The organism is Synechococcus sp. CBW1004 (assembly GCF_015840715.1).
Taxonomy (GTDB): Bacteria; Cyanobacteriota; Cyanobacteriia; order PCC-6307; family Cyanobiaceae; genus Cyanobium.
Genome location: NZ_CP060397.1, coordinates 3,202,368 through 3,227,128, shown reverse-complemented (window position 1 = coordinate 3,227,128; position 24,761 = coordinate 3,202,368). Strand labels below are relative to the sequence as shown.

Sequence of the window (24,761 nt, the reverse complement as noted above, 5' to 3'; positions counted from 1 at the left end):
GCCCTGCGCGGCGGGGAGCGGGAGCACCCGCAGGAGCCCCCGACACCGCCATGGCTGATCGCTGCAACCCTCAGGATGGGGCGGCGCCATCAGCCCACGCCGATCCGGTGGCCACCTGAGACACTCACGCGCGGGGTTGCCCCCCCGGCCCCGGCCAGGCCTCCTCGGGCACCTTCTCGCGGAACAGGTCCACCAGCGCCTGGATCACCGCGTCGATCGACAGGCCATCGGTGATCAGCTCCACCGCATCCTCGGCCTGCTGCAGCGGCGCCACCTCGCGGCTCGAATCCAGCCGGTCACGCTCGGCGATGCTCGCCTCCAGCTCCTGCAGCGGCGGCACGGCAAAGCCCCGCTGGCGCAGATCTTCGGCGCGGCGGCGGGCCCGCTCCGACACCGTGGCGGTGAGAAACACCTTGCAGTCGGCGTCGGGGAAGACGGCGGTGCCGATGTCGCGACCCTCGGCCACCAGTGCACCCTTCTCGCCCAGGCGACGCTGCTGGTCGGTGAGCGCCTCGCGCACGCAACCGTGGGCCGCCACCTGCGACACCAGAGCCGTCACCTCCGGCGAGCGGATCGCCTCGCTGACGTCCTGACCATTGACGCTGACCCGCTGGCCACCGTCCGCATCGCGCGACAGCTGCAGATCGAGGTTCTGAAGCAGCGGTGCCACCGCCTCGGCGGAGGCAGGGTCGGCCCCCTGCCGCATCACCCACCAGGTCACGGCGCGGTACATGGCGCCGGTGTCGAGGTACACGAGCCCCAGCCGCGCGGCCAGGGCCCGGGTCACCGTGCTCTTGCCGGCACCGGCGGGGCCGTCGATGGCGACGATCGGGGGACGGGGCATCAGGAAGACGTGATCGATCAGGCGCGCGGAACCGCAGTGCACGGCCGCCGCCAGCAGCGACAGTCCCTCCACCCTGGGCAGCGGCCTCAATGTATGCGCCGCCGTGAGCTGCACGTAATCGATGGCCAGCCCTGCCTCCTGCAGCCGCTGGCGCACCAGAGCCAGCAGCGGTCCGGCCGGAGCTCCCGGCGCCGCGGCCGCTCCCAGGTCGCGCAGGGCCGCCGGCAGGGCCAGCGCCTGCTGCCGCTCACCGCCCTGCAGATAGCGGTTGCGTGAGCTGAGGGCGAGATCGCCCTCACCCCGCATGGTGGCGCAGCCCTGCACCGTCAGCGGCAGACCCAGATCGGCCACCACCCGCCGCAGGATCACCAGCTGCTGCCAGTCCTTTTCGCCCAGGAGCAACCGATCGGGGCGCACCAGAGCAAGCAGGCGGCAGACCACGGTGGCCACCCCATCGAAATGGCCCGGTCGCGAGCGAGCGCACAGCTCTCGCTGCAGTGGAGCAGGCGCCAGGACGCGCGTGCCGCCCTCGGGGCCATCGGGATAGATGACGGACAGCTCCGGGGCGAACAGAGCCTCGGCTCCCGCCTCCGCAGCCAGTTGCCCGTCGCGCTCCAGATCACGGGGATAGCGCTCGAAGTCCTCCCCGGCGCCGAACTGCAGCGGGTTCACGAAGACGCTGAGCAGCACCCGCGGGCGCCGACCGTCCAGCCGTTCCGCGGCGCGCCGCAGCAGCGACTGGTGCCCCCCATGCAGGGCCCCCATGGTGGGAACGAAATGGAGCGGCCGATCCGGCTCCAGATGGCGCCAGCTCAGCAGCTCGGCTCGGGTGCGCAGCAGCCGCACAACAAAAAAAGGTCCAGCCGCCAATCTGACGGATGGACCTGGGGAGCAGGCGACGACCGCAGCCGCCGCAGCGATGGAGAAGTCTCAATCGATCACTTCGAGCTTCACCTGGGCCACACCGCTCGCGGTGACACCCAGCTGCTGCGCCGCACCGTGGGCAAGATCGATGATGCGACCGCCATGGAAGGGGCCGCGATCATTGATCCGCACCACCGCGGTGCGGCCGTTGTTCAGGTTGGTGACCCGAACCCTGGTACCGAAGGGAAGACTGCGGTGGGCCGCGGTCATGGTGCCGGGACGGAAGACTTCACCGTTGGCGGTGCGATTTCCGAAGAAACCGGGTCCGTACCAGCTGGCCTGACCGACGCTGGCCGAAGCCAGCAGACCATTGGCCGGGGCGGCCGGAGCGACCTTCCTGATGAACTTGTCCTCCCAGGCGGGGGTGCGCTCGGCGTCACGGATGACGGCCGAAGGCGCGGTGGGGGAGGAGAATGCAGCGAGGGCTGGAGCCTGGCTGCCTACGATCAGGAGGGCGGCGGCGCCCAGGAGTTGAGGTCCACGCATGACAGGCGGAACACATCCACGGATCAGGTCTGTTTCCAGGCGGCCGGCTGGCCATTCAGAAGAGAACCGGCAGAACCAGACCTGAAACGGATCACCGCTATCAGCTGGAACTGAGTGGACGAGTTCCTAACAGGAATTAACGACGGCGCAAAGTTAACGGCTGCCACTGCACGGCAAAAGACAGCCAACCACCCGAATCCAACGATCAGTTTTCTTCATCGTTTCCCCGAACCGCCTGCGCTGCTGAGGTTTCCAGACTGGCAAGCCCCCACGAGCATCAGAAAATCCAATGAGTCCCATAAGCCCGACCGATGCCCTGCTGTGACGATCCGGGGATCGCACACCCGTGACAGGGGCTGATGGTCCCGCGAGGCGGCAGCATCGGAAGATCGAACCTGCCAACCCAGCCGAGGCCATGGATTACCGCACAGCCGGCGTGGACGTCGTCGCCGGACGCGCCTTCGTGGAACGGATCCGCAGCAGTGTCGAGGCCACCCGGCGTCCCGAGGTGCTGGGCGGGCTGGGAGGCTTCGGTGGCCTCTGCCGTCTGCCGGAGGGCCTGCGCAAGCCACTGCTGGTGGCCGGCACCGATGGCGTGGGCACCAAGCTGGAGCTGGCCCAGGCCCATGGCCGCCACCACGACGTCGGCATCGACCTGGTGGCGATGTGCGTCAACGACGTGATCACCAGCGGCGCCGAGCCCCTCTTCTTTCTCGACTACATCGCCACCGGCAAGCTCAGCCCCGAGGCCATGGCGCAGGTGGTGGAGGGCATCGCCGACGGCTGCCGCCGGAGTGGCTGCGCCCTGCTGGGCGGCGAGACCGCCGAGATGCCGGGCTTCTACGGACCCGGCCGCTACGACCTGGCCGGCTTCTGCGTGGCGGTGGTGGAGGAGGACGAACGCATCGACGGCCGCCTGGTGCGCGCCGGCGACCGGATCGTGGCCGTGGCGAGCAGTGGCGTTCACAGCAACGGCTTCAGCCTGGTGCGCCGCATCCTCGAACTGGGCGGCATCGGCCCCGACACCCCCCTGGAGCCGGAAGGCCCGCCGGTGATCGACGCTCTGCTCACCCCCACCCGCCTGTACGGGAGCCTGGTGAAGGCACTGCTGCAGGCGGCGGTTCCGCTGCACGGCATGGCCCACATCACCGGTGGCGGCCTGCCGGAGAACCTGCCTCGCTGCCTTCCCGCCGGCGTTCATGCCCGCATCGATCCCCGGAGCTGGCAGCGGCCGCCGCTGTTCCGCTGGCTGCAGGAGCAGGGAGAGGTGCCCGAGTCCGACCTGTGGAACACCTTCAACCTGGGCGTGGGCTACTGCCTGGTGGTCCCCGCCGAAGCAGTCGAGGCGGCCCTGGCCGTCTGTTCCGCCGCGGGGCACCAGGCCTGGCTGCTGGGCGAGGTGATCGAGGGGGAAGCCAGCGGTGACCCGCTGGAGGGATTGCCGTACTGACGCGAAAACGCCGCCGCAGTCGCTCCGTAGGGTGGCCCGAGGCTGCCTGCTCTCAGACGCCTGCCGCTCCGCCCATGGCGCCATCCGTCGGCGCAGGGCAGGGGCATGCCGCACCACACCCCGGATATCCCACCTCCTAATCGCTGATGCTCGAGAGAACGTCCCGCATCACCCGCCGCCGCTCCTCAGCCGGCCCCGTGCCGCCCCAGCGCCCGATCCAGCCCCGTCCGCGCCTGCGCGAGAGCGGACCAGGGCCTCGGGAGGGCCGCGAAGGAGGTGGCGGCCAGCGCCCGACCTTTCTCACCCTGCGCGATCACGGCAAGGTCTACGTGGCCGATCTGCCCCGCCTGTCCGATGGGCAGCTGACCCACATCGCCAAGGAAGCCCAGGACGTTCTCGACAGCCTCAACCGCCGCCTGGCCGAACTCGAGCAGCAGAGCCTGCTGAGCGAGGCCGAGCAGGACACGCGGATCCGCGCCGGCACGAAGCGTGATGTCACCGAGCGCTTCCTGGCAGCGATCGCCCAGGAACAGGAGCTGCGCCGCAGCAACCCCGCCCTGCGAGCGGCCGCCGGCGAGTCGCTGGCCCGCGCCTTCCTGGAGCTGGCCCGCCACCGGCTGCCCGGCTCCACCTTCGATTCGCTGCTGCAGGAAGCCCTGGCCGCCTGCGGCCCGGCGGCCGCCAAAGGCGAAGGGAGCGCGGAGGATCCCCAGATCCTGCGGCTGCTGCAGCGCCCCGAGCCGCCCCAGCCCCGCCCCGCCGCCCTGCCGGTGGTGCTGACTCCGGCACAGAGCGAAGCCACGGCCAGCTGAAGCGGCAGCGGCCCCTCAGCGCCACAGCGGATCCGCTGCGCTCAGGCGCTCTGGAACGGATTGGCGGGCATCGCCCCACCCGCCGCCACGCAGGTTCGGGAGAGGGAATCGAGCTCCTGTCGCTCCGCCTCGCTGAGCTGCCAGCTCAGGGCGGCGGCGGCGGCGTCCACCTGGGACACCCGGCGCAGCCCCGCCAGCGGCAGGGCCCCATGGGCACGGCACCAGTTGAGGGCCACCGCCGCCACATCGCCGCCGCGGGAGCGGGCGATCGTCTCCATCACCGCCAGAAGCGGCTGGATCCGCGGCCAGACCCGCCGGGCCAGCAGCCCACGCGGGGCACCGCTCAGAGCCGGGGCGACACCGGCCGGCCGGGCCAGCAGCCCCAGGGCCATGGGGCTGTAGGCGATCAGGGCGATCCCCAGCTCCCGGCACACCTCGGCCACGCCACCCGGGGCGATCGGATCGGGGGAGAGCAGCGACAGCTGCACCTGCACGCTGCGCAGCGGCACACCCCGCTCCGCCAGATGCCCATGCAGCCAGCGCAGGCGCTTCGGCCCCAGGTTCGACACCCCCAGGCCGGCCACCCGTCCCTCCTGAACCAGATCGGCCAGGCCCTCCAGCAGCGGCAGCTCCTGCCAGGGGAGGTAGCGGGCTGTGCTCCAGTGCAGCTGCACGAGATCGAGCTTGCCCTGCAGGCGCAGACAGGACGCCTCGAAGGCCGACCGATAGCCGCGGCGACCCAGGCGCCAGGGGAAGGGAGCCAGCTTGGTGGCCACGGTCAGCGCCTCGCGGCGGGTGGGCTCCAGGGAGGCGCAGAAGCGACCCAGCAGGCTCTCGCTGCGGCCATGGAAACGTCCGGTGCCGTAGGAGTCGGCGGTGTCGAAGAACAGCAGTCCCCGCTCCACGGCGCGCCGGAAGCAGGCCTCCAGCTCGGCGTCCTGATCCGGGTCGTAGCCCCATAGAAACTGATTGCCCCAGGCCCACGTGCCCACACCGATGCCCGGTGTCGCAGGCACATCGGAGGCGTCGATCGTGAGGGAAGCCGCTTCCATGGCGAACCCGGATGCAGGAGGCTGGTGGCCATGATCGGACCCGTGCACCCCATCCGTGCTCCCATGGCCAGCGGCGCAGCTCATTCCATTCCCGGCGCAGCGACACCAGCCGCCGCTGCCCGGGGCCTGGAGGCACCAGCCGCCGCAACCCAGGCGGATGCAGCACCGCTCACGGCGGAGCCGATCCTCTGCGGGCACTGCGGGCGCACCGCCAGCAACGGCATCAGCTGCCAGGGCATGTGCGTGGCCGATTCCGGCTATTGAGGCCGCCCATGCCCTCGCGCCAGTCCCACCGGCATCGAACCGCGGCCCTGTGGCGGGCCCTGGTGATGGCCCTGCTGCTGCCGGTCCCCACTGCCCTGGCCGAGGCGCCCCCCCCAGAGCCCGCGACGGCGGGAGCCGCTGACCCGCAGGAGTCTCCCCAGGAGAAGCCACAGGCCGGTCCGCCCGAAGAGCCGGTCACACCGGAGGCGGTCGCACCTGAGCCGGTCGCACCGGAGGCGGCCGGTCCGGCCCCGGAGGACCACGAAACCGCGCCGATGCAGCAGAGCGCTCCGCCAGCGGAGATCGACACGCCGCCGGCGGAGCGCCAGGCCAGGTCAGGGGGACCGAGCAGGGCACCGGTCTTGATACGGAACGCCGAGCCGTCAAGGAGGAGGCCCCCCGGCAGCGTGCCGGCGGAGGCCCCGCGGGAGGGGCAGGCGCCCCAGCGCGGGCTGGGAAGCGTCTCCCCGGAGGAGCCGCGGACCCTATCGGAGGACGACTTCGGCCGCTGGGAGCGCAATGCGCAGCAGTGCGAGATCCAGATCGAGGAGCAGCCGGAGAGTCCACCGGAGCGACTGCCCTGCAGCGGCGTGCGGCTCGACCAGCAACTGGCCGGGCTGCTGAGCATCCGCTTTCTGCCCGCAGCACAGGAAGGCAGCGCCCCGTCACATCAGCTGCTGTTCGCCGGAGTGCTGCGGCCGGGGAGTCAGCCGATGCGCTGTCGAGACAGCCGCTGCGAGCCCAGCTGGCCGGTCCGCGTGCAGCTCAGCGCACTCGCCACCACCAATGTGCGCACACTGGGCCTGCCCCAGGCGCGGGTGGTCCAGGGAAGCTGCAGCCTCGAAAGCACCCGGGTGATCTGCACCGCCCGCGACCGCGAAGGCGGCCGCTGGCAGGCGACGGTGCGCTGGTGAGCGACGGCCCTGCAGCGGCGGAGGCACAGGGCCGGCTGCGAAGTTTGGTCACCATGACAACCAGCGGTCTTTCGATTTCCTTTATGGTTTTGAAAAAGCCGGATATCCCATGCCTGCCTCCGCCTCTCTGCTCGCCCTGGCCGGCATCGTGGGCTTCGCGCTGATTTCGATGCTGCTGGGAGCATTCAGCTGATCCGCCTGCTGGGTGCGGATCTCTGCACTGCCTGGTCTCAGCAGACCTGCCTTAGGAGTTCGCTGAAAAACCCGCCCATCCCTGCGAAAATGGGGCAACCGCCCACCCTGTGATGCGAGGTCGACAGGAGCGCACCGGCTCGCTGTTCTCCTACGTCTCGGTCGAGGATCGGATTCCGGCCAGTCATCCGCTGCGGCGGATCCGCAAGCTGGCCGATCAGGCCCTTGATCGACTCAATCCCACCTTCTGCGCGCTGTACGCCTCAGAAGGCCGGCCATCGGTGCCGCCCGAGCAGCTGCTTCTGGCCTCGTTGCTGCAGGCGTTCTATGGCATCCGCTCGGAGCGTCTTTTGCTGGAGCAGCTCCACTACAACCTGCTCTTTCGCTGCTACGGCTTCGCCGGGCCTGCGGCTACGTGGGTCTCAGCCCGGATGATCCGATCTGGCATCCGACAACGTTCACCAAGAACCGCGAGCGGCTGCTCAACGAGGAGGTGATGGGGCGCTTCCTGGAGAAGTTGATGGGTGCGCCGGAGGTCAGGCCGCTGCTCAGCGATGAGCACTTCTCGGTGGATGGCACCCTGCTGCAGGCCTGGGCGTCCCATGCCTCGCTGGAGCGAATTGATGGGCAGGACGATCCGCCGCCGCCGCCATCGGGCCCTGGCGAGGGCTTTGGTGCTCCAAAGCCCGGCAGGAAGCGCGCGAAAGGGGATTTCCGCGGCATCAAGCTCAGCAACAAGACCCATCGCTCCGGCGTCGATCCGGATGCCTTGCTGTGCCGCAAATCCAAGGCCCATCCGGCGTTGCCCAGCTACCGGGGGCACGTGCTCATGGACAACCGCCATGCCCTGATCGTCGACTGTCGCGTCACGCAAGCGACGGGCACCGGAGAGCGGGATGCCGCCAAGGTGATGGCGGCAGATCGTCCCGGTGCCCACCAGAAAACGATCGGTGCCGACAAGAACTACGACACCAGGGGCTTTGTCGCAGAGATGCGCCGCATCGGAGTCACACCTCACGTGGCTCAGAACACTGCTCGCTCTGGTGGTTCCGCCATTGATGGCCGCACCACTCGCCATGAGGGCTACGGCAAGTCGATCAATGCCCGCCGCGGCATCGAGAAGGTGTTTGGCTGGATCAAGCAGTGGGGCGGTCTGCGTCAGTTCAAGCTGCGCGGCACCGAAAAGGTGGGTGCAGTGTTTGGCCTGCACGTGATCGCCTACAACCTGATCCGGCTGGGCAACCTGCTCAAACCGGCGATGGCGGCGGCATGAACAGGTGGTTGCCCAGAGGTGTGCCAACGAGGCGGCTTCCAGGAAGCCCCAACGGGGCAAAACGCCTGAAATCTGGCGTTCTGAACCGCTGAATCAACGAATCCAGCCCGAACAGCGCGTAATCAGATCACGCGAGGGAGGAACGCGGCGTTTCTGACGGTTTTTCCGCAAACTCTTAGACCCTGAGGGTCCGCAGTCCGCTCCAGCCATGCCGCCGATGCCCCTCAGGCCATGGGAGTTCAGCATGGACGTCCGCGGCCACGGGTGGTGGTGCCCCCATCGCCCGAATGCTTCAGCGCAGAACCTGGCGATGCCCCGCACCCGACGGGAGAGAGTCCCGACACAACGAGGCGTATCGGAGGGACGGAGGCCATGAAGGTGTCCCATCTGGGCGAGGAGCATCTGGTCTGCCTGTCGTCCGAGGAGGTGGCCCTGCTGGTGGATCTGTGCCACGCAGCTGTCTTCTCCGATGCGCTCGGAGCCAGCGAGGGGCGATCGGCCTGCCTGCGCCGCTTCATGGACGAGATGCAGCAGTCCCTGTTCAGCACGGCCCAGGGGGTCTGGCAGCGGCAGCGGCGCGATGCGGCACTGACGCCACCCGGCCCGGCAGGCGAGCCACCGCACACCTGAGAGACCCGCTGACGAGGCGAACTGGACGGCCTGTCCGAGGCGGGGAACACTGACGGCAACCGCGGGTCATCCTCCCCCGATGGATCAGCCGTTCTCCAACATCAGGGCGCACCCCCGGCAGCGGATCACCCGGCTATTGGCGCTTCTGCTGCTGGCCCCAGGCGTCAGCAGCTGCAGTCTGCTGAAACCCCCGGTGGCGCAGCTCACCCCTCCGATGCCGGTGCAGGCCCCGCTGCGCAAGCAGGTCCTGCAGGGGTATATGCCGTTCGGGTCGATTGGGTGGGTTGGCAATGACAAGGTGATCTTTCACGGTTTCCCGTCTGCCCCCCAAACAGACAACAAGTCACTATATCTCTGGAATCTGCGAGAACGCCCCAGAATTCTATTAAGCAGGAGCCATCACTCCTGCACAGTCGGAGACCAGATACAAACACTTCAATTAAACGGGAAAAACCAGAACAGAACCGTAAGGCTCCGCGCGCCGGACTTCAAACCCCAACCACAGGCAGCATCGCAAGCAGCAGGACCGGGCATCCAGGATCCCGCTAGCTGCGAGTGGATCACTAGGCCAAAGCCCTTAAACAACCACACCTGGTTGCCACTAGCTCAAGGGGAAGGCTTTCTCGATTTCGGAAAACGTGACGGAAAAACAAACAGTTTTAACAAAGTATTCTACCTCAGCAAAGATTTTCGAACATACAAAGCCACCGGTATCTACATGCCGAAGCCGATGGCTCCGATGGCGATCCATGCCAGCCATGACGGCACTTATTTGGTCTACGACATGCATCAGAGTCACACCGATAAACAACTCTGGATAGCAGCGAATCACCGAAGGATCTGGAGACTAAATGGCGACCTGCAGGGCCAGCCCCTTCGAATCCCCGCCGGCCCCTGGGTGGACATTGGCTCGGGCACGATCGCATTCCTTCCGCGGTCCGTCCGGGGATTCTGATTACCAGCAACAACTTCGCTAGCGGCGGCGCCGCTGGTGGTGCGGGTCTCTACCTGCTGCGCCCCGGCACCCCTGCCCAGTTGCTGGAACAAGGCCTGGTCGAGGAGGCGTCCGTGTCGCCCGACGGCTGCCGGGTCGCCTACGGCTTTCGGCCACGCCTGGATACCGGCATCCCGGAGGGCGGACCGCGCCTCGTGGTGCTGGATCTGTGCGGCGCCATCCCAATTGCCAAACGCTGAGTTCAGCGACTGGCCCCGAAGCTGAAGAGCAAAGAGCTCTGACCCACTCATTCAATCACAATGCTATCCACCATGACCACGGAAGCCACCGTGCTGCTTCAGGCTGCGTTTTCTTCCTATCCAGACAGCACTCCCCCTGCCGGCTATCTGCGCGACAAGGAGGTTCTCAGCAGCCCGAGCGGCCTTCACATGGAGATCTACCGCCGCACAGGAAGCAGAGACTACATCATTTCATTCCGCGGCACCGAAACCACCAAGCTCAATGACCTCTCCGCCGACGCCAATCTGGGCTGGCCACAATATGCCAGTGCACAAAGAGATATCCAGCGAATTCTGGAACTGCTAATTGAGGAAGGCGGAAGGGTGGAAATCACAGGCCACAGCCTCGGCGGGGCATTGGCTCAGTTTTCAGCTTATGACTTCATAAAGAGTGCTGACAGCGAAGAGAAGCGATCACAGATCCTTAGTCAACTCTCACTCACGACCTGGAACGCCCTTGGCGCAGTCTGGGGATTGCAGCGGAACGGCGGCTACGACCCCACGATCATGGAAGGGTTCCAAGCCCGCCACTACTTCCGCGAAGACGACCTGGTCGCCCGCTTTGGCAAGGGACATGTGGGCGGCGAAATGCTGCGCCTTGATGACCCCGAGGGGAAAATCATGGGCGTTCTGGCGGCTCACATGCAAGAGGAGCTGACTGAGTCGCTGCTGGCAGGCACCATCAGCAAAGCCAGCCCCAATTATCTTGACCTCTATGACACCTCCCAGATGGTCGCGGGAGAGCTGGCGATGGGGTTATTGAGACTACTGAAGGAAGGAGAAACCTTGGCAGGAGCCATGCAGATCATGGCGGCTAGCCTGACCCTCCCCATGGGCTCAGCCCTATTCCTTGCGGAGGATCTAGGGCAAATACTTGGGGAAGTCTATATGCAGGCAGGCCCCGTGATTCTTCGGGATCAAGGGCCGAGGCTTGCCGCCGCGATCTGGGAGCTGGGACGACGCCTTGGAGAGGCCTGGATCGAAGCAACCGAGCTTCAGAAGTGGAGCCTTCAGCAACAGATGCTGTTTTCTGTCGAGGCGATCACTGGAAACAATCTCGGGAATTTCTCCCTACCCGGCCGCCCGAGCCTTGCAGGCTACGAGACCACCCTGACCACCCATCTGCAGCCGCTGAATCCGATCTTCCGCTGTCCGCTGGTGCTCGATCTCGCGGGGGATGGTCTGGCCACGCTTTCGCTGAGCAGCTCCGGCGTCCGCTTCGACCTGGACGGCGATGGCACCTCCGAAGCCTGTGGCTGGATCGCCGATACGGAGGCCCTGCTCGTGCGCGATCTCAATGGCAATGGCCGGATCGACTCCGGCCTGGAACTGTTCGGCGATCACACACTGCTGCGCAACGGGGAACGGGCGGAGCACGGATTCGCCGCCCTCGCCGACCTGGATTCCCACCGCGACGGACAGATCGACGCCCGTGATGCCGCATGGGGCGAACTGGGCCTGTGGCGCGACCGCAACAGCAACGGCAGCCTCGACGACGGCGAATGGCTCAGCCTCTCCTCCCAGAACATCACCTCCCTCGAGCTGGAGTTCAGCGCCGGCAGCGGTCTCGATGCCCAGGGCAATGATCTGCGGCTGGCCGGTCACTTTCGACGACAGGACGGCTCCCGTCACCTGCTCGCCGACATCTGGCTGGCGACCGCACCGGCGCCCACCACAGCCCTGGCAGAGGTGAGCCCGGTCTCCTCCTCCAACAGCGACAGCGCCCCGGCGCCGCACAACCTGTCCTCACGATGGCCGGACATCGGTGGCATGGGCCGGGTGCCGGGGCTTCAGGAGGCCCTGAACGCCGACAGCAGCGGCCATCTGCAGGAGCTGCTGCATCGATGGCAGCTGGCGGACGGCAGCGAGCGTCCGGCCCTGCTGGCGGACATCGCCTTCAGCTGGGCCGGGATCACCGACCCGCCCTCCCCCTCCGGCAGCCTGCTGCTCGACGCACGCATTCCCGCTGCTCTGCATGCCTTCAGCAACGACCGCTTCCTCAACGCCGCCTGGGATCTGAACAACGAGACCACGGTCACCGTGCTGCGGGGGAGCTTCCAGGCGCTCTGCCGGCAGATCGGAACCCTGCTCGAAGCCGAGCTTCTCCTCTCCCCACTCTGGAGCCGGTCGATCCGCATTGATGCCGAGGGTCAGCCGCAGCTGGATCCGGAGCGGTTTGCGCTCGCCCTGGAGGATCAGCTGAACCGATCCCGCAGCGACGAGCAGCTGATGGCCGCCAGCCGGGCACTGCGCAGCCACGTCCTGGTGAGTCAGGTGCTGACGCAGGGCCTGCGCGCCCATGCCCTGGACAACCTGCATCAACCCGATCGACGCCTGTGGCTGCTGCTGCTGCCCGCACGGCAGACGACTGCCTCGCCTCAGACCTGGATCTGGAATCAGGCTGAGGATGAACTGATCGAAGCCGGCAGCGATGGCAGCGCCACGATCAGCGGCGGTGGCGGCGCCGACGTGCTGCTCGGCTCCGAACGCCCCGACACCCTGCTCAGCGATGGCGGCAACGACCTGATCCTGGCCTCAGGAGGCGATGACCTGATCAGCACCAGTGCCGCTGCAGGACACACCACGATCGTCGGCGGCTCAGGCAACGACAGCCTCAGCCTCCAGCACGGTACGAACACCCTGATCCATCACCTTGGGGATGGGTACGACACTCTGATCGGCAACTCCAATCAGGCCCGGAATGAACTGCTCCTCGGGCCAGGCATCAGCGCTGCTGACATCCGGCTGGTCCGCTCTGAGACGGACCTCAGCCTCGAATTCGGCCCTGCAGGCAACGGCATCCGCCTGCCCAATCAGTTCCGACACAGGGACTCCTGAAAAATCCAGATCCATTGCGCCGCGGCTGGTCTCAAGCATGAGAAGCCGCTAAAATGGCCGTGAACCAGGCAATCCGTGATTGCCTTTACTCCTGATCACTCCAGATGTACCGGAGGCACAATAACGGTCAGATCTCAATCAAGGAGTTCCACCTGCCATTTGGCGGCACACTTGATCCCGAGAATCGCTGGGTTCAACTGGAGGGGCTGATGCCATGGGATGAGCTGGAACAAGCCTATGCCCCTCATTCAACGCCACAATTGGCGCTCCAGCCAAATCAGTGCGGATGGCCTTTGGTGCTCTCTACATCAAACAGAAGTTGGGGTTAACCGACGAAGAGACTGTCCATCAGATCAGAGAGAACGCCTATATGCAGTTCTTTCTCGGCTTTGCGGGTTACACAGCCAAGGCACCGTTTGATGCCTCGATGATGGTGCATTTTCGCAAACGCTTTTCTGACGAGGATCTGCGCCGTATCAATGAGCTGGTGGTGCAGCGCGGCAAAGAGATCCTTCTGGAAGCACTTGCTCAGGTAGCAGACGATGACGACCATGATGATCCTGATTCCAGAGGAGGAGGCGCTCAGCTGGAACTTGATGCGTTGATCAAGCCTGCTGACTGGCCAGAAGGAAAGAATTGGGGCACTCTCACGATTGATGCTAGTTGCACTCCTGCCGACATTACCTATCCCAGAGACCTCAGGCTCCTCAGCGAGGCTCGCACAACGACCGAGCGAGTCATTGATGATCTGTGCAGTCAGTCATCGGGATTCAGGAGACATCGACCTCGCTACGACCGTGGCCTTGCTCGTGCTCATTTCCTGAGAGTGGCGAAGCAAAAACGGCCACGCCGCCGAAAAGTGAAGGCTGCCATTAAACATCAGCTTGGATATGTGCGGCAGAATCTCAAAGCCATTGATGCTCTGATCGGCTGTGGGGCAAGGCTTTCTGAGCTCAAGAGGCATTGGTGGCAGAAGTTGTTGGCCTGCAGCGAGTTGGAGCGGCAGCAGGGCCTTCTGCTCGCCTCTCAGACCAACAGCATTCCAGACCGCCTGGTGAATCTTGTGCAGACCCATATCCGCCCAATGGTGCGAGGCAAAGCACGTGCTGCGGTGGAGTTTGGTGCCAAAATCAGTGTTTCGGTTCAAAACGGCTTTCCGTTCTTGCACCGCATCAGCTGGAACCCCTACAACGAAGGAGAAGACCTGATCGCTCAGGCGGAAAAATACAAGCTGGATACAGGATCTTACCCAGAGCGCATCTGCGCCGACCGGATTTATATCACGGCCAAGAATAGGCATTTCTGCATGAGGAACGGTATTCGCCTCTCCGGCAAGCGATTGGGCCGCCCGCCCAAGGATCCTGATGTCACCACTGCACACAAGCAGCAGCTCCGATCTGATCAAGCTCGACGCAATGAAGTGGAAGGCGTCTTTGGATATGGAAAGCGCAAGTATTCCCTGGATCTGATCATGGTTCGTCTACCAGCTGGTGCCGAATCCTCCATCTCGATGGCCTTTGTCGTGATGTGCGCGGAAAAGGTCTTGAGGCTGCTGCGCCTCTTTTTTGCCCTTCTTTTTGGGTGGATCTACAGCTTTCTTATGGCCTGGTCAGCGATCAGAGCTCCTGCGGTCATCTGCAAGCCAGACTTTTGAGATCTGGCCCACTTGATGTCACGGCGCTTGCCGGCCTGATTAACGCGAAGCAAACGGACGAATTCGGCGCCGATGGGCCGAGAATCTTTTTCAGGAGTCCCGACACAGCAGCACCCTCTTCGAAGCCATCTTCCCGTTGAGCACGATCCGCTTCAGCGATGGCAGCAGCTGGAGCCTGCAGACCGTCAAGGAGCTCCTGCTGCGCGGCGACGGGGCAGACAACCAGATCACCGGATACAGCAATCACGACACGATCTGGGGCGGTACCCATTCAGGGGGGCGGGACAGCTCATCGCGAACATCGATACGACTGAACCCTTGACGTCGGCTTGAATCCCGGTTGCATCTCAGGCAGAGACTTCCTGCGATGACCACCCCTCCGGCCGGGATTTCAGAAGCGGACTGGGCTTCCACTCCGGTGGGCGTGAGGGCTGGCTTCCTTGAGGTTCTTGCACAGCTCCAGAGACAACAGCAGGAGAACGACCAGCTCCGAGCGCAGCTCACCGACCTGGCGACGGAACTGGCCAGCCTGCGCGAGCGGATCGGCCGCAACTCCCGCAACTCCTCCAAGCCGCCCTCCAGTGACGGCACGGGTTTTAAGCCGCCCACCCGCTGCAAAGGCACTGGTCGCAAGCGGGGTGGTCAGCAGGGGCACCCGGGAGCAGGGCCGGAGCTGCTGCCGATCGCGCGTGTGGATGAGGTGCTCGAGCACCACCCGGACGCCTGCCGCCGCTGCGGCACCCTGCTACAGGGGGAGGATGCGGAGCCGCTGCGCCATCAGGTGATCGAGATTCCACCGATCAGACCGGTGGTGATCGAACACCGTCTGCACCGTCTGGTCTGCCCCTGCTGCTCCACCAGCACCTGCGCCGAGCTGCCGGCGGATGTGGAGCCCAGCCGCTACGGCCCACGCCTGAGCGGCCTGGTGGGACTGCTGGGCAGCGCCTTTCCCCTGAGTTTCGGCCGAACCCAGGCGCTGCTGGATCAGCTGCTGGGTGTGGAAATCAGCCGCGGCGCTATCGCCACCATCCGGGCACGTCTGAGCGCAGCCCTGCAGCAGGCGGTGGAGGAAGCCCTGGAGGTGGCCCGGCAGCAGCCGGTGGCCTACGTGGATGAAACCGGCGCCCCCACCGGCAACGCCGACGGTTGTAATCCTGCTGGCAGGCGCGGCTGGCAGTGGGTCATGGTCACACCACTGGTTACGGTGTTCCTGCAGGGCCTGAGCCGCTCAAGTGCAGCGGCAATGGAGCTTCTGGGCCATACCTTTGCAGGGATCGTGGTGAGTGATCGCTTCTCGGCCTACAACCACCTGCCCGTGGAGCAGCGGCAGCTGTGCTGGGCCCACCTGATCCGGGATCTGGCGGCCATCGCTGAACGCCAGGGCGCCAGCAGGGAGATCGGAGCCCAGATGCTGGCTCTGCAGCAGCATCTGTTCGCTCACTGGCACCAGTGGAAGAGCGGAGCGATCGACCGGCCCCAGCTCCTGCATCGATGCCACCCCCTCCGCTTGGCGTTCGAGGCCACGCTGCAGCGGGTGGTGGATCTGGGCTGTGAGCGGGGCGAGCAAACGCCCTGGGCCCAGACGGTGCGAACCTGTCGCCAGTTGCTGCAGCGCAAGCAGGCGCTCTGGACTTTTCTGCAAACGCCAGGGATCGAGCCCACCAACAACGCTGCCGAGCGGGCACTGCGGCAATCGGTGATTCACCGCAAGATCAGCCATGGCGTCCAGTCCTCCGGCGGCGCCATCTGCCGCAGCCGGTTGCTCACCGTCACCGCCACCCTGCGGCAGCAGGGCCGCGATGTCTGGCAATTCCTGGAGCAGGCCTGGATTGCCCATCGCCTCGGCGGCGTGATGCCATCGCTGGTGCCGGATCGCTGAGGCAGCGATCACACGTGGAAGGAACAGATGGCCCCTCTCAGAGGAGAGATCGGAGATTGACTGACGCACTGGGGTGTCCCGACCCCTGAACGCTTACCTGGGGCGAGGCGGGGAATGATGCGCTGTATGGCAGGGATGGCAACGATCTGCTGCTGGGCGGCAGCGGCAATGACACGCTCGATGGCGAGGGCGGCAGTGACACGATCGAGGCTGGCGATGGCGATGATCTGCTGATGGTCCGAGGCCTCAGCGGCGTGGATACGTTGCTGCCCGGAGCAGGCAGGAATCTGATCAGGCACTACCGCGGCGATGTTCTGCTGGCGGCGAACCCGGAGGGCAGCGGAGCCAGCACCAACACCCTGGAGCTGCCCCTGGTCAGACCGGAGGGTCTGATCCTGGAGCGACAGGACAACCTGCTGACAATCACCTACAAGAATGCCAGTCTTGCGGGCTACAGCACGATCCGCGTCGAGGATTTCTTCCGGGATTTATCAGTTCTGAATCCCTGGAATCCGCTGCAGTTCATCCAATTCGGATCGGGCACGCGCTGGGATGCCGGCATGCTCGCCAGCCAATTCCCCAACACCTTCATGGGCAACAGCTCCGCCAACAAGCTGAGCGGCCGCGACAGCGATGACTGGCTCGATGGCATGCAGGGGAACGACCTCCTGCAGGGCCTGGCCGGCCACGACACCCTGCAGGGAGGCATCGGCAACGACACCCTCGTCGGCGGCGACGGCGACGACCTGCTGCTGGGCGGCGACGGCCTGGACACCGCCTCCTGGGCGGGAACGACCACTCCGGTGCGGGTGGATCTCAGCCTCCAGGGCCCGCAGGACAGCGGTGCCGGCCTCGACACCCTGCTCTCCGTCGAACATCTGCTGGGGGGCAGCGGTCACGATCACCTCCTGGGTGATGAGGGCGGCAACCGCCTTGAAGGAGGTGATGGCGACGACACCCTCGAGGGCGGCGGCGGCAACGACACCCTCGTCGGCGGGAATCACGTCGGCGGCGACACCGCCAGCTATGCCCGCGCCGGCGCCCCGGTGACGGTCAACCTGGCGCTGACGGCACTGCAGAACACCGGCGGAGCGGGCAGTGATCAGCTCAGCGGCCTGGAGCATCTGATCGGCTCGGCCCACGGCGACCGCTTGATCGGGAGCAGCGGCGCCAACCGGCTCGAGGGCGGCGATGGCGACGACACCCTGCAGGGCGGCGCCGGGGTGGACACGCTGATCGGTGGCGATGGGGCCGACCTGTTCGTGTTCGCCAACGTCAAGGAGGCGGGCCTGGGACTCGGCAAGCGCGATCTGATCACAGCCCTCGACGACGCGGATCGCATCGACCTCTCAGCGATCGATGCCCGCTCCGACCAGAAGGGAAACCAGGCGTTCGTCTGGATCGGCGAGGCGCCCTTCACCGCCCTCGGCCAGCTGCGCTACACGATCCTGAGCAACGGCAACGGCCTGCTGGAGGGCAACTGCAGCGGCAGCCTGGCAGTCGACTTCCAGCTCGAACTCAGCGGCGCCCCCGATCTGGGCGGCGGAGCGCCGGTGGTGCTCTGAGCGTCCGGATGTCAGGACGTCGCCGTGAATGCCGGAGATGACGTCACATCGACAATCCCGCCGCACCACAATGTTTCAGCGGGATTGTCCCGAAGGCGGCACCCAGATTCGAACTGGGGATAAAGGATTTGCAATCCTCTGCCTTACCACTTGGCCATGCCGCCAGGCCGGGAGCAAACTCCCGTGACGGGATCGTATCAGCCACGGCATGCCCAGCCACCAGCCCCCACCCCTGCTGGTGCTCAGCAACGGCCATGGCGAGGACGTCATCTCCCTGGCCCTGATAGAGGCTCTCAAGCAGCGCAGGCCCGAGCTGAGCGTGGCAGTGCTGCCCCTGGTGGGTACCGGCGAGGCCTTCGCCGGCGCCGAGCAGCGGGGGCTGCTGATGCGGGTCGGCCCGCGGCGAAGACTCCCCAGTGGCGGCTTCAGTAACCAGAGCCTGACGGGACTGCTGCGCGACCTCGGGGCGGGCCTGGTGCTGCTGAGCTGGCACCAATGGCGACTGGTGCGCGCCTGGGGTCGCCGCGGTCATCCGGTGCTGGCGGTGGGCGATCTGCTGCCGCTGCTGCTGGCCTGGAGCGGCGGCGGCCCCTACGGCTTCCTGGGCACCCCCAAGAGCGACTACACCTGGGCTTCATGCCCTCCTCCCGGCTGGGGGACCTCCCCCCTCGCCGACGGCTACCACCGCTGCAAGGGCAGCGAGTGGGATCCCTGGGAATGGGCCCTGATGCGCAGCAGGCGCTGCCGGCTGGTGGCGATGCGCGACGGCCTCACCGCCCGCGGCCTCCGCCGCCACGCTGTCCCCGCCCTGGCCCCGGGCAACCCGATGATGGATGGCCTGCGGGGCGCTCCTCTCCCCAGGGCCCAGCGCACCTCGAGGCGGGTGCTCCTGCTGCCCGGCAGCCGCATGCCGGAGGCCCTCACCAACCTCCGACGCCTGCTGGCCGCCCTGCCGGATCTGCCCGGGGCCGGCGAAGCCGAAGAGACCCGCTGGCTGGTGCTGCTGGCCACCGGCCGCCAACCCGACGGCGATGCGCTGGCGGCCGTCCTGCAGGGGATGGGATTCCGGCCACGGGACAGCAGCCCTGGCCTGCTGGACACCGACCCCGCCGCGGCCCCGGAGGCGATCTGGAAACGTGGCGGCATCGAACTGTGGGCGGGGGCGGGCCGCTTCGCTCACTGGGCCGGCTGGAGCGAGCTGGGGCTGGCCACCGCCGGCACCGCCACGGAACAACTGGTGGGACTCGGGGTGCCGGCTCTCTCGCTGCCCGGCCCAGGCCCGCAATTCAAGGCGGGGTTCGCCCGCCGCCAGAGCCGTCTGCTGGGGGGAGCGGTGCGGCCGCTGCCCACCCCCGACGCGCTGCGACAGGCCCTGCTGACGTTGCTGGACAATGAGGCGGAGCGTCAGCGCCTCGGCCGCATCGGCCGCCGCCGCATGGGCGCCCCCGGCGGCAGCGACCGGCTGGCCGAGCTGATCGATCAACGCCTGCTGGGAGTGGGCTGAGCGCCACCCCCTTCAGGCGCTGCGCGCACCCACCGACCGCTGGCCTCCCTTCCCCCGAACCCCCGCCCCGATGCCTCCCATCTCCGACCGCGACTACACGGTGGCCTGCGGTCAGCTGGCCTCCTGCATGGGCATCAGCCTGGCCTCGGCGCGCCGCAAGGTGGACATCCGCGCCGTCAGGGAGGGCCTGCGCGCCGTTGACGACAAGATCGCCCTGGCCGGCCGCATGCTGGAGGAGATCCGCTCCAGCGGCATCGACATGGGCGAGGTGTTCAACGCCCAGCTCCACACCGTCGGCAGCGACGACAACTTCATGGTCGAGGACTGAAGCGTCGAGGACTGAAGCCAACGCCTTCGCCGGTCCTTCAGACAGCCCGCCGGGGAGCCTGCATCTGCCGACCTCAGTGCTCGAACACCGAGCCGAAGCGCATCCGGTCGAGATCGGCGAACACCGGGATGCAGGCAAAGCAGCGCTGGGCCAGCTCCCAGCGCTCCTCGCGCTGCAGCATCGTCTCCAGCCGGTCACGGGCCGCCAGCAGCCAGCGCACGTCGCCGGCGGCATAGGTGAGCTGCTTCTCACTGAGCTCCTCCACCCGGCCCCAGTCGGAACTCTGGGCCTGCTTGTCGAGCTCGACGCCCACCAGCTCATTGACGACGTCCTTGAGGCCATGGCGCGGGGCGTAGGTGCGGCCCAGGCGGCTGGCGATCTTGGTGCAGAAGATCGGATTCACGGCGATGCCCAGGTTCTCGGCCAGGGCCGCCACATCGAAACGGGCGAAGTGGAAGACCTTCTCCACCGCCGTGTTCTCCAGCAGCTGCTTCAGCCGCGGCGCCTCGCTCTGGCCGCGCGCCAGGCGGATGCAGCAGACGTTGTCCTGGGCGTCGCAGAGCTGCACCAGACAAAGGCGGTCACGGCCGTGGATCAGCCCCATCGCCTCGGTGTCGATCGCCAGGGCACGGGCACGGCTGTACAGAGCCAGCCATTCCGCGTCGAGGTCGCCGTCGAACACGGCGAAGCGCTGCGGCGGCGGCGTCTGCGGCTTCGAACCGGAAGGAGCGGCGGAATCCTGAGCCATCGCGGCGGGGAGAGACGGGTTCTCCATCGTGACCCAGCAGCGGCGGGAAGCCGGTCGCGGCATCGGCCCCCTCTGCCGGAGACGGGCTGCAGCCCCCGCGACCGTTTCCCCTGCCGAGGATGGGCGAGGATGAGCATCCGACAGACCGACGCCGCGCCGATGCACCCCCTGGCCTCGACGCTGTTGCTCACCCTGCTGATGGCCATCGGCCTGGTGTTCTTCCTGCGCGCCGCCAGCAAGGACCGCACCACCGTGGTGGATGTTCAGTCTCCGCGGCCGCCCCTGGAGGTGCTGCAGGGCCTTCAGGACTGGCTGGAGCAGCGCGGCTGGCAGACCGAAGGCGGCGACCCCGGACGCCAGGTGCTGCGCTTCCGCGGTCAGGTGCGCTCCAGCCTTCCCCTGGCCCTGCTGCTCTCTCTGCTGGGCGCGGTGGGAGCCGCCTGCCTGGGCCTGGTGATGGCTCAGCTGCTGCCCTCGCTGGGGGCCTGGCCGCTGCTGCTCGCCCTGCTGGGGCCCGTCGCTGGCCTGGTCTACCGCCGCCGCGCCGCGCGTGCCGAGACCCTGGAGCTGCGCCTCCTCAGCGACAGCGAGGCCGCGCCGAGCAACCTGCGCCTGCGCGCTCACCGCGATGAACTGATCGCCATCGAGCAGGAGCTGGGTCCGCGTCTGCAGCTGGCCAGCGATGGCTCGCTGCTCTCCTCGCCGATCTGACCCCTCCCGCTGCCTCGCCCATGCCCCGTCGTTCCCGCCCGCTGGGCCTGCTGCTGGCCGCGGCCGCACTCGCTCCGCTCCATGCGGGCACCGCTCCGGTGCTGGCCCAGTCCCTCGAGCTGGCCCGTCCCCGCGCCGCCGCTCTGCTGCCGGCTGGGCAGGCCCCCGGCAGCGGGCCGAACGACGCAGGAGGAGGCGTCGATCCGCTCACCGGTCCGCGCAGCCGCCTGTCCCGCGACTGGGTGGGCCTGCGGTCCGTGCCGGCGGACACGCCGATCCTGGTGATGGCGGGTCATGCGGATTCCCAGAACATCTCCGGCGCCGGCACCCCCGGTGAAGCGGTGGCCCTGCGCGGTGCCGCACCGATGTACACCGGCATCAGCGACGAGCTCTACTGGAACATGGTGGTCGCCATCGCCGTCGTCCAGCTGGGGCAGCAGCGGGGACTGAACATCCGCTACCACCGGCCACCATTCCGCACGATCGTCGACGGCGATCAGCCCGGCACCAACTGGAGCGAGGGGCGCCAACACGCCGTCGCCGGGGGCTATGCCATGGAGATCCACTTCGATGCCTATGGCCCCGATGGTGTCGGCTCCGGCCTGATCCCACCGCTGCATCGGCCCTTCAGCCGCATCGACGAGAGCCTGGCCCGCGCCTTCGGCGGCTATCCCTGGCGCTTCCGCAACGTGCTGGGAGGCCCCAGGCGCGGCATCGCCCTGCTGGAGATCGGCAAGCTGGAAGGCTCCCTGGAAGCCTCGCTGCGCGATCCCTCCAGCCGCGATCAGACGGTGCAGGCCATCGCCGAACGGGTGGTGCGCGCCCTCGAGGAGGGTCTCGGCCGCAGCGGCCCCAACCCGGCCCAGGCCAGCAGCCCGCTGCCCGTCGGCAGCTCCCGCACCGCGCAGCGCTGAGCCCGGGCGGGAGCTGATGGGCCGCGTCAGCCGATCGCCTGATGCGGCCGGCAGCGCTCCTCGAGGGAGGCGTCCTCCAGCCAGTTCTGGGGCCGGGTGAACAGGTCGGTGAGCAGGGCCTCGCGGCTGCCGGGCTCTGCGCTGTAGCCATACTCCCAGCGCACCAGCGGCGGCAGCGACATCAGGATCGACTCGGTGCGGCCGTTGGTCTGCAGCCCGAAGATCGTGCCGCGGTCGAACACCAGGTTGAACTCCACGTAGCGGCCGCGGCGGTACAGCTGGAACTGACGCTCCCGGTCGCCGTACTCCAGGGGGTTGCGGCGCTCGACGATCGGCACGTAGCTGGGCAGGAAGGCGTTGCCGCAGGCACTGGCCAGGGCGAACAGCTTCTCCCAGTCGTGCTGGACCGGGCCGATCGCCCGGCCGGCCGCCGCCGCTGGACCGTCCGGGTCCTGCCCCTTGTAGAGCTGTCCGGAGGGATCCTGGTAGTCGTAGAAGATGCCGCCGACGCCTCGGGTTTCGCCGCGGTGCTTCAGATAGAAGTATTCGTCGCACCAGGGCTTGAACACCTGGAAGTAGGCCGGGTCGACGCTGTCACAGGCGCCCTTGAGGGTGCGGTGGAAGTGCTTCGCATCCTCGAGGAACGGGTAGTAGGGCGTGAGATCGGCACCGCCGCCGAACCACCACACCGGGCCGGCTTCGAAGTAGCGGTAGTTGAGGTGCACCGTCGGCACATAGGGATTGCGCGGGTGCAGCACCATCGAGGTGCCGGTGGCGAACCAGCGCTGCCCGGCCGCCTCCGGCCGCTGATTGAGGATCGAGGGCGGCAGCTGATCACCCTCCACCTCGGAGAAGTTGACGCCGCCCTGCTCGAACACGCGCCCGCCCTTCATCACCCGCGAGCGGCCGCCGCCACCCTCCGGGCGCTGCCAGCTCTCCTCCTGAAAGTGGCCCTCGCCGTCGAGCGCCTCCAGGCCGGCGCAGATCGAATCCTGCAGGCCCATCAGCAGGGCCTTTGCCCGCTGCCGCGAGTCGGAGGGCAGCAACGCCGCCACGCCGCTGGAGGCATCGGAGCTGGCGACGGAAGCTGATGCGGACGGCGTGTCGGACGGCATGGGCGAGCTGCGGATCTGCGGGGCGGAACCGCAGGGTGGGGACTTCCTTACGTTTTCAGGCGCCCCCCCCCGCACACAAGGGGGCGAGAACCTCTGTCATGCCAGGGCCATGGGGCCCACGGGGGGCCGACCGTCCCGACCGGCACCGTGCGCCACGGAGGTCCTCCCTAGGATCCGCCCTGCCGGATGCCGCCTGTGGGGGTGCCCTCCACCGCGGGGCCCGCCCCGCCACCCAGGCCGGCCTCTCCCCCGGACGCCCCTCTCCGCCCCTTGCGCCTGTTCATGGCCTCCCCCGCTCCGGCCCCCTCCACGCCGAATCCCGAAACCGCCGCTCTGGAGGCCTGCCTCAACGAGCTGCGCGACGCCGGCAGCGGTCGCACCCTGCTGGAGCTGGGCTGGATCCGGCGGGTGCGCCGCCGCGAACAGCGCGCCATCTTCGAACTGGCCCTGCCCCGCTTCGCCGCCAGCCAGCAGCAGCGCATCGTCGAGGCAGCCCGCGCCGCCCTGCTCGGCCATGACGGCATCGAGGACGTGCAGATCGAGCTGGCCGCCGCCCAGACGCCGCCCTCCAGCGGCCCGATCGGGGGTGCCGGCCACGGCACAGGCGGCCATGGCCAGGTACCGGAGCGGCAGCCGATCCCGGGCGTGCAGCGGGTGATCGCCGTCAGCAGCGGCAAGGGCGGCGTCGGCAAGAGCACGGTGGCCGTCAACCTGGCCTGCGCCCTGGCGGCCCGCGGCCTGCGCGTCGGCCTGCTTGACGCCGACATCTACGGCCCCAACGCCCCCACCATGCTGGGCGTGGCCGACCGCACGCCGGAGGTGCGCGGCAGCGGCAATGAGCAGGTGCTCAGTCCGATCGAGACCTGCGGCATTGCCATGGTGTCGATGGGCCTGCTGATTCAGGAGAACCAGCCGGTGATCTGGCGGGGGCCGATGCTCAACGGCATCATCCGCCAGTTCCTCTATCAGGTCGACTGGGGTGAACGCGACGTGCTGGTGGTGGACCTGCCCCCCGGCACCGGCGACGCCCAGCTCAGCCTGGCCCAGGCGGTGCCGATGGCGGGCGCCGTGATCGTCACCACCCCCCAGAAGGTGTCACTGCAGGATGCCCGCCGCGGCCTGGCGATGTTCCTGCAGATGGGGGTGCCGGTGCTGGGCGTGATCGAGAACATGAGCGCCTTCATCCCTCCGGATGCCCCGGACCGGCGCTACGAGCTGTTCGGAAGCGGCGGTGGCGCCCAGCTGGCCGAGGAGGCCGGCGTCCCACTGCTGGCCCAGCTGCCGCTGGAGATGCCGGTGCGAACCGGTGGTGACGGCGGCCAGCCGGTGGTGCTCGGCGCGCCCACATCCCTCAGTGCCCGCGCCTTCCTGGAGCTGGCCGATCGGCTGGATGCTCTGACCGGCGCCGTTCCCGCGGCCGGCCGGGCCTGA

Annotated in this window: 22 protein-coding genes, 1 tRNA gene and 2 pseudogenes; 19 read left to right on the top strand and 6 right to left on the bottom strand. The window is 67.5% G+C overall.

Annotated features, from left to right (window positions below; all coding sequences use genetic code 11):
• Positions 1–124 precede the first annotated feature (124 nt).
• On the bottom strand, positions 125–1,690 hold the full coding sequence (locus H8F25_RS15260) for a bifunctional pantoate--beta-alanine ligase/(d)CMP kinase (protein ID WP_197213956.1): 1,566 nt from the start codon (positions 1,688–1,690) through the stop codon (positions 125–127).
• Positions 1,691–1,774: 84 nt separating this feature from the next.
• A complete protein-coding gene (locus H8F25_RS15255) occupies positions 1,775–2,254 on the bottom strand; it encodes a septal ring lytic transglycosylase RlpA family protein (RefSeq protein ID WP_197211137.1) in 480 nt (159 codons plus the stop codon).
• Positions 2,255–2,669: 415 nt separating this feature from the next.
• On the opposite strand from H8F25_RS15255, the gene purM reads away from it, so the two are divergent.
• Together purM and H8F25_RS15245 are read left to right on the top strand one after the other, a co-directional pair.
• Positions 2,670–3,704 (top strand): phosphoribosylformylglycinamidine cyclo-ligase, encoded by a 1,035-nt coding sequence (gene purM / locus H8F25_RS15250; RefSeq protein ID WP_197211136.1) that lies wholly within the window; start codon positions 2,670–2,672, stop codon positions 3,702–3,704.
• Between the two features lie 143 nt (positions 3,705–3,847).
• Positions 3,848–4,516 carry a hypothetical protein gene (locus H8F25_RS15245; RefSeq protein WP_370525897.1) on the top strand — a complete coding sequence of 223 codons (669 nt, stop codon included), beginning with the start codon at positions 3,848–3,850 and terminating at the stop codon, positions 4,514–4,516.
• A gap of 41 nt (positions 4,517–4,557) precedes the next feature.
• On the opposite strand, the gene H8F25_RS15240 is transcribed toward H8F25_RS15245, so the two are convergent.
• The gene (locus H8F25_RS15240) at positions 4,558–5,568 is read right to left on the bottom strand and encodes an aldo/keto reductase (protein WP_197211134.1); all 1,011 of its coding nucleotides are present in this window, start codon (positions 5,566–5,568) and stop codon (positions 4,558–4,560) included.
• 63 nt (positions 5,569–5,631) lie between these two features.
• Here H8F25_RS15240 and H8F25_RS15235 point away from each other — a divergent pair, with 63 nt between their 5' ends.
• The 12 genes and pseudogenes from H8F25_RS15235 to H8F25_RS15180 all read left to right on the top strand — a co-directional run bounded on the left by H8F25_RS15235 (position 5,632) and on the right by H8F25_RS15180 (position 18,010).
• Positions 5,632–5,832: a hypothetical protein gene (locus H8F25_RS15235; RefSeq protein ID WP_197214067.1), complete on the top strand. Its 201-nt coding sequence runs from the start codon at positions 5,632–5,634 to the stop codon at positions 5,830–5,832.
• 8 nt (positions 5,833–5,840) lie between these two features.
• Entirely contained in the window at positions 5,841–6,746 is a 906-nt protein-coding gene (locus H8F25_RS15230) for a hypothetical protein (RefSeq protein WP_197211133.1), read from the top strand.
• A 305-nt stretch (positions 6,747–7,051) separates the two neighbouring features.
• Positions 7,052–8,211 (top strand): annotated as a pseudogene (locus tag H8F25_RS15225) (IS5 family transposase).
• A 372-nt stretch (positions 8,212–8,583) separates the two neighbouring features.
• Complete coding sequence (locus H8F25_RS15220; protein ID WP_197211132.1) at positions 8,584–8,841, top strand: hypothetical protein; 258 nt, start codon at positions 8,584–8,586, stop codon at positions 8,839–8,841.
• 79 nt (positions 8,842–8,920) lie between these two features.
• Positions 8,921–9,796 (top strand): hypothetical protein, encoded by an 876-nt coding sequence (locus H8F25_RS15215; protein WP_197211131.1) that lies wholly within the window; start codon positions 8,921–8,923, stop codon positions 9,794–9,796.
• Positions 9,797–9,876: 80 nt separating this feature from the next.
• Positions 9,877–10,035: a hypothetical protein gene (locus tag H8F25_RS15210; protein ID WP_197211130.1), complete on the top strand. Its 159-nt coding sequence runs from the start codon at positions 9,877–9,879 to the stop codon at positions 10,033–10,035.
• A gap of 60 nt (positions 10,036–10,095) precedes the next feature.
• Positions 10,096–12,912, top strand: a complete 2,817-nt coding sequence (locus H8F25_RS15205) for an Mbeg1-like protein (protein WP_231596892.1) — start codon at positions 10,096–10,098, stop codon at positions 12,910–12,912.
• 286 nt (positions 12,913–13,198) lie between these two features.
• Positions 13,199–14,566 carry an IS5 family transposase gene (locus H8F25_RS15200; protein ID WP_231596891.1) on the top strand — a complete coding sequence of 456 codons (1,368 nt, stop codon included), beginning with the start codon at positions 13,199–13,201 and terminating at the stop codon, positions 14,564–14,566.
• 136 nt (positions 14,567–14,702) lie between these two features.
• A complete protein-coding gene (locus H8F25_RS15195) occupies positions 14,703–14,888 on the top strand; it encodes a hypothetical protein (RefSeq protein WP_197211128.1) in 186 nt (61 codons plus the stop codon).
• A gap of 45 nt (positions 14,889–14,933) precedes the next feature.
• Positions 14,934–16,445 (top strand): IS66 family transposase, encoded by a 1,512-nt coding sequence (locus tag H8F25_RS15190; RefSeq protein ID WP_197211127.1) that lies wholly within the window; start codon positions 14,934–14,936, stop codon positions 16,443–16,445.
• Positions 16,446–16,567: 122 nt separating this feature from the next.
• Positions 16,568–16,627: pseudogene (locus H8F25_RS18225) on the top strand (hypothetical protein); the annotation flags it as partial.
• Positions 16,628–16,678: 51 nt separating this feature from the next.
• On the top strand, positions 16,679–18,010 hold the full coding sequence (locus H8F25_RS15180; RefSeq protein WP_197211126.1) for a calcium-binding protein: 1,332 nt from the start codon (positions 16,679–16,681) through the stop codon (positions 18,008–18,010).
• 93 nt (positions 18,011–18,103) lie between these two features.
• Here the strand turns inward: H8F25_RS15180 and H8F25_RS15175 are convergent.
• Positions 18,104–18,174: transfer RNA gene (locus tag H8F25_RS15175), tRNA-Cys, on the bottom strand.
• A gap of 44 nt (positions 18,175–18,218) precedes the next feature.
• Here H8F25_RS15175 and H8F25_RS15170 point away from each other — a divergent pair.
• Positions 18,219–19,514 (top strand): lipid-A-disaccharide synthase-related protein, encoded by a 1,296-nt coding sequence (locus tag H8F25_RS15170; RefSeq protein ID WP_197211125.1) that lies wholly within the window; start codon positions 18,219–18,221, stop codon positions 19,512–19,514.
• Positions 19,515–19,584: 70 nt separating this feature from the next.
• Positions 19,585–19,842: a hypothetical protein gene (locus tag H8F25_RS15165; protein ID WP_197211124.1), complete on the top strand. Its 258-nt coding sequence runs from the start codon at positions 19,585–19,587 to the stop codon at positions 19,840–19,842.
• A gap of 73 nt (positions 19,843–19,915) precedes the next feature.
• Here the strand turns inward: H8F25_RS15165 and H8F25_RS15160 are convergent, their stop codons facing one another.
• Positions 19,916–20,590, bottom strand: coding sequence for a ribonuclease D (locus H8F25_RS15160; protein WP_197211123.1), 675 nt, complete (start codon positions 20,588–20,590; stop codon positions 19,916–19,918).
• 129 nt (positions 20,591–20,719) lie between these two features.
• On the opposite strand from H8F25_RS15160, the gene H8F25_RS15155 reads away from it, so the two are divergent.
• Positions 20,720–21,301 (top strand): cofactor assembly of complex C subunit B, encoded by a 582-nt coding sequence (locus tag H8F25_RS15155; protein WP_370525761.1) that lies wholly within the window; start codon positions 20,720–20,722, stop codon positions 21,299–21,301.
• Positions 21,302–21,321: 20 nt separating this feature from the next.
• Positions 21,322–22,215: a dehydrogenase gene (locus tag H8F25_RS15150; RefSeq protein WP_197211122.1), complete on the top strand. Its 894-nt coding sequence runs from the start codon at positions 21,322–21,324 to the stop codon at positions 22,213–22,215.
• A gap of 26 nt (positions 22,216–22,241) precedes the next feature.
• Here the strand turns inward: H8F25_RS15150 and hemF are convergent, their stop codons facing one another.
• A complete protein-coding gene (gene hemF, locus H8F25_RS15145) occupies positions 22,242–23,219 on the bottom strand; it encodes an oxygen-dependent coproporphyrinogen oxidase (protein WP_231597389.1) in 978 nt (325 codons plus the stop codon).
• A 393-nt stretch (positions 23,220–23,612) separates the two neighbouring features.
• On the opposite strand from hemF, the gene H8F25_RS15140 reads away from it, so the two are divergent.
• Positions 23,613–24,761, top strand: a complete 1,149-nt coding sequence (locus H8F25_RS15140; protein ID WP_197211120.1) for an Mrp/NBP35 family ATP-binding protein — start codon at positions 23,613–23,615, stop codon at positions 24,759–24,761.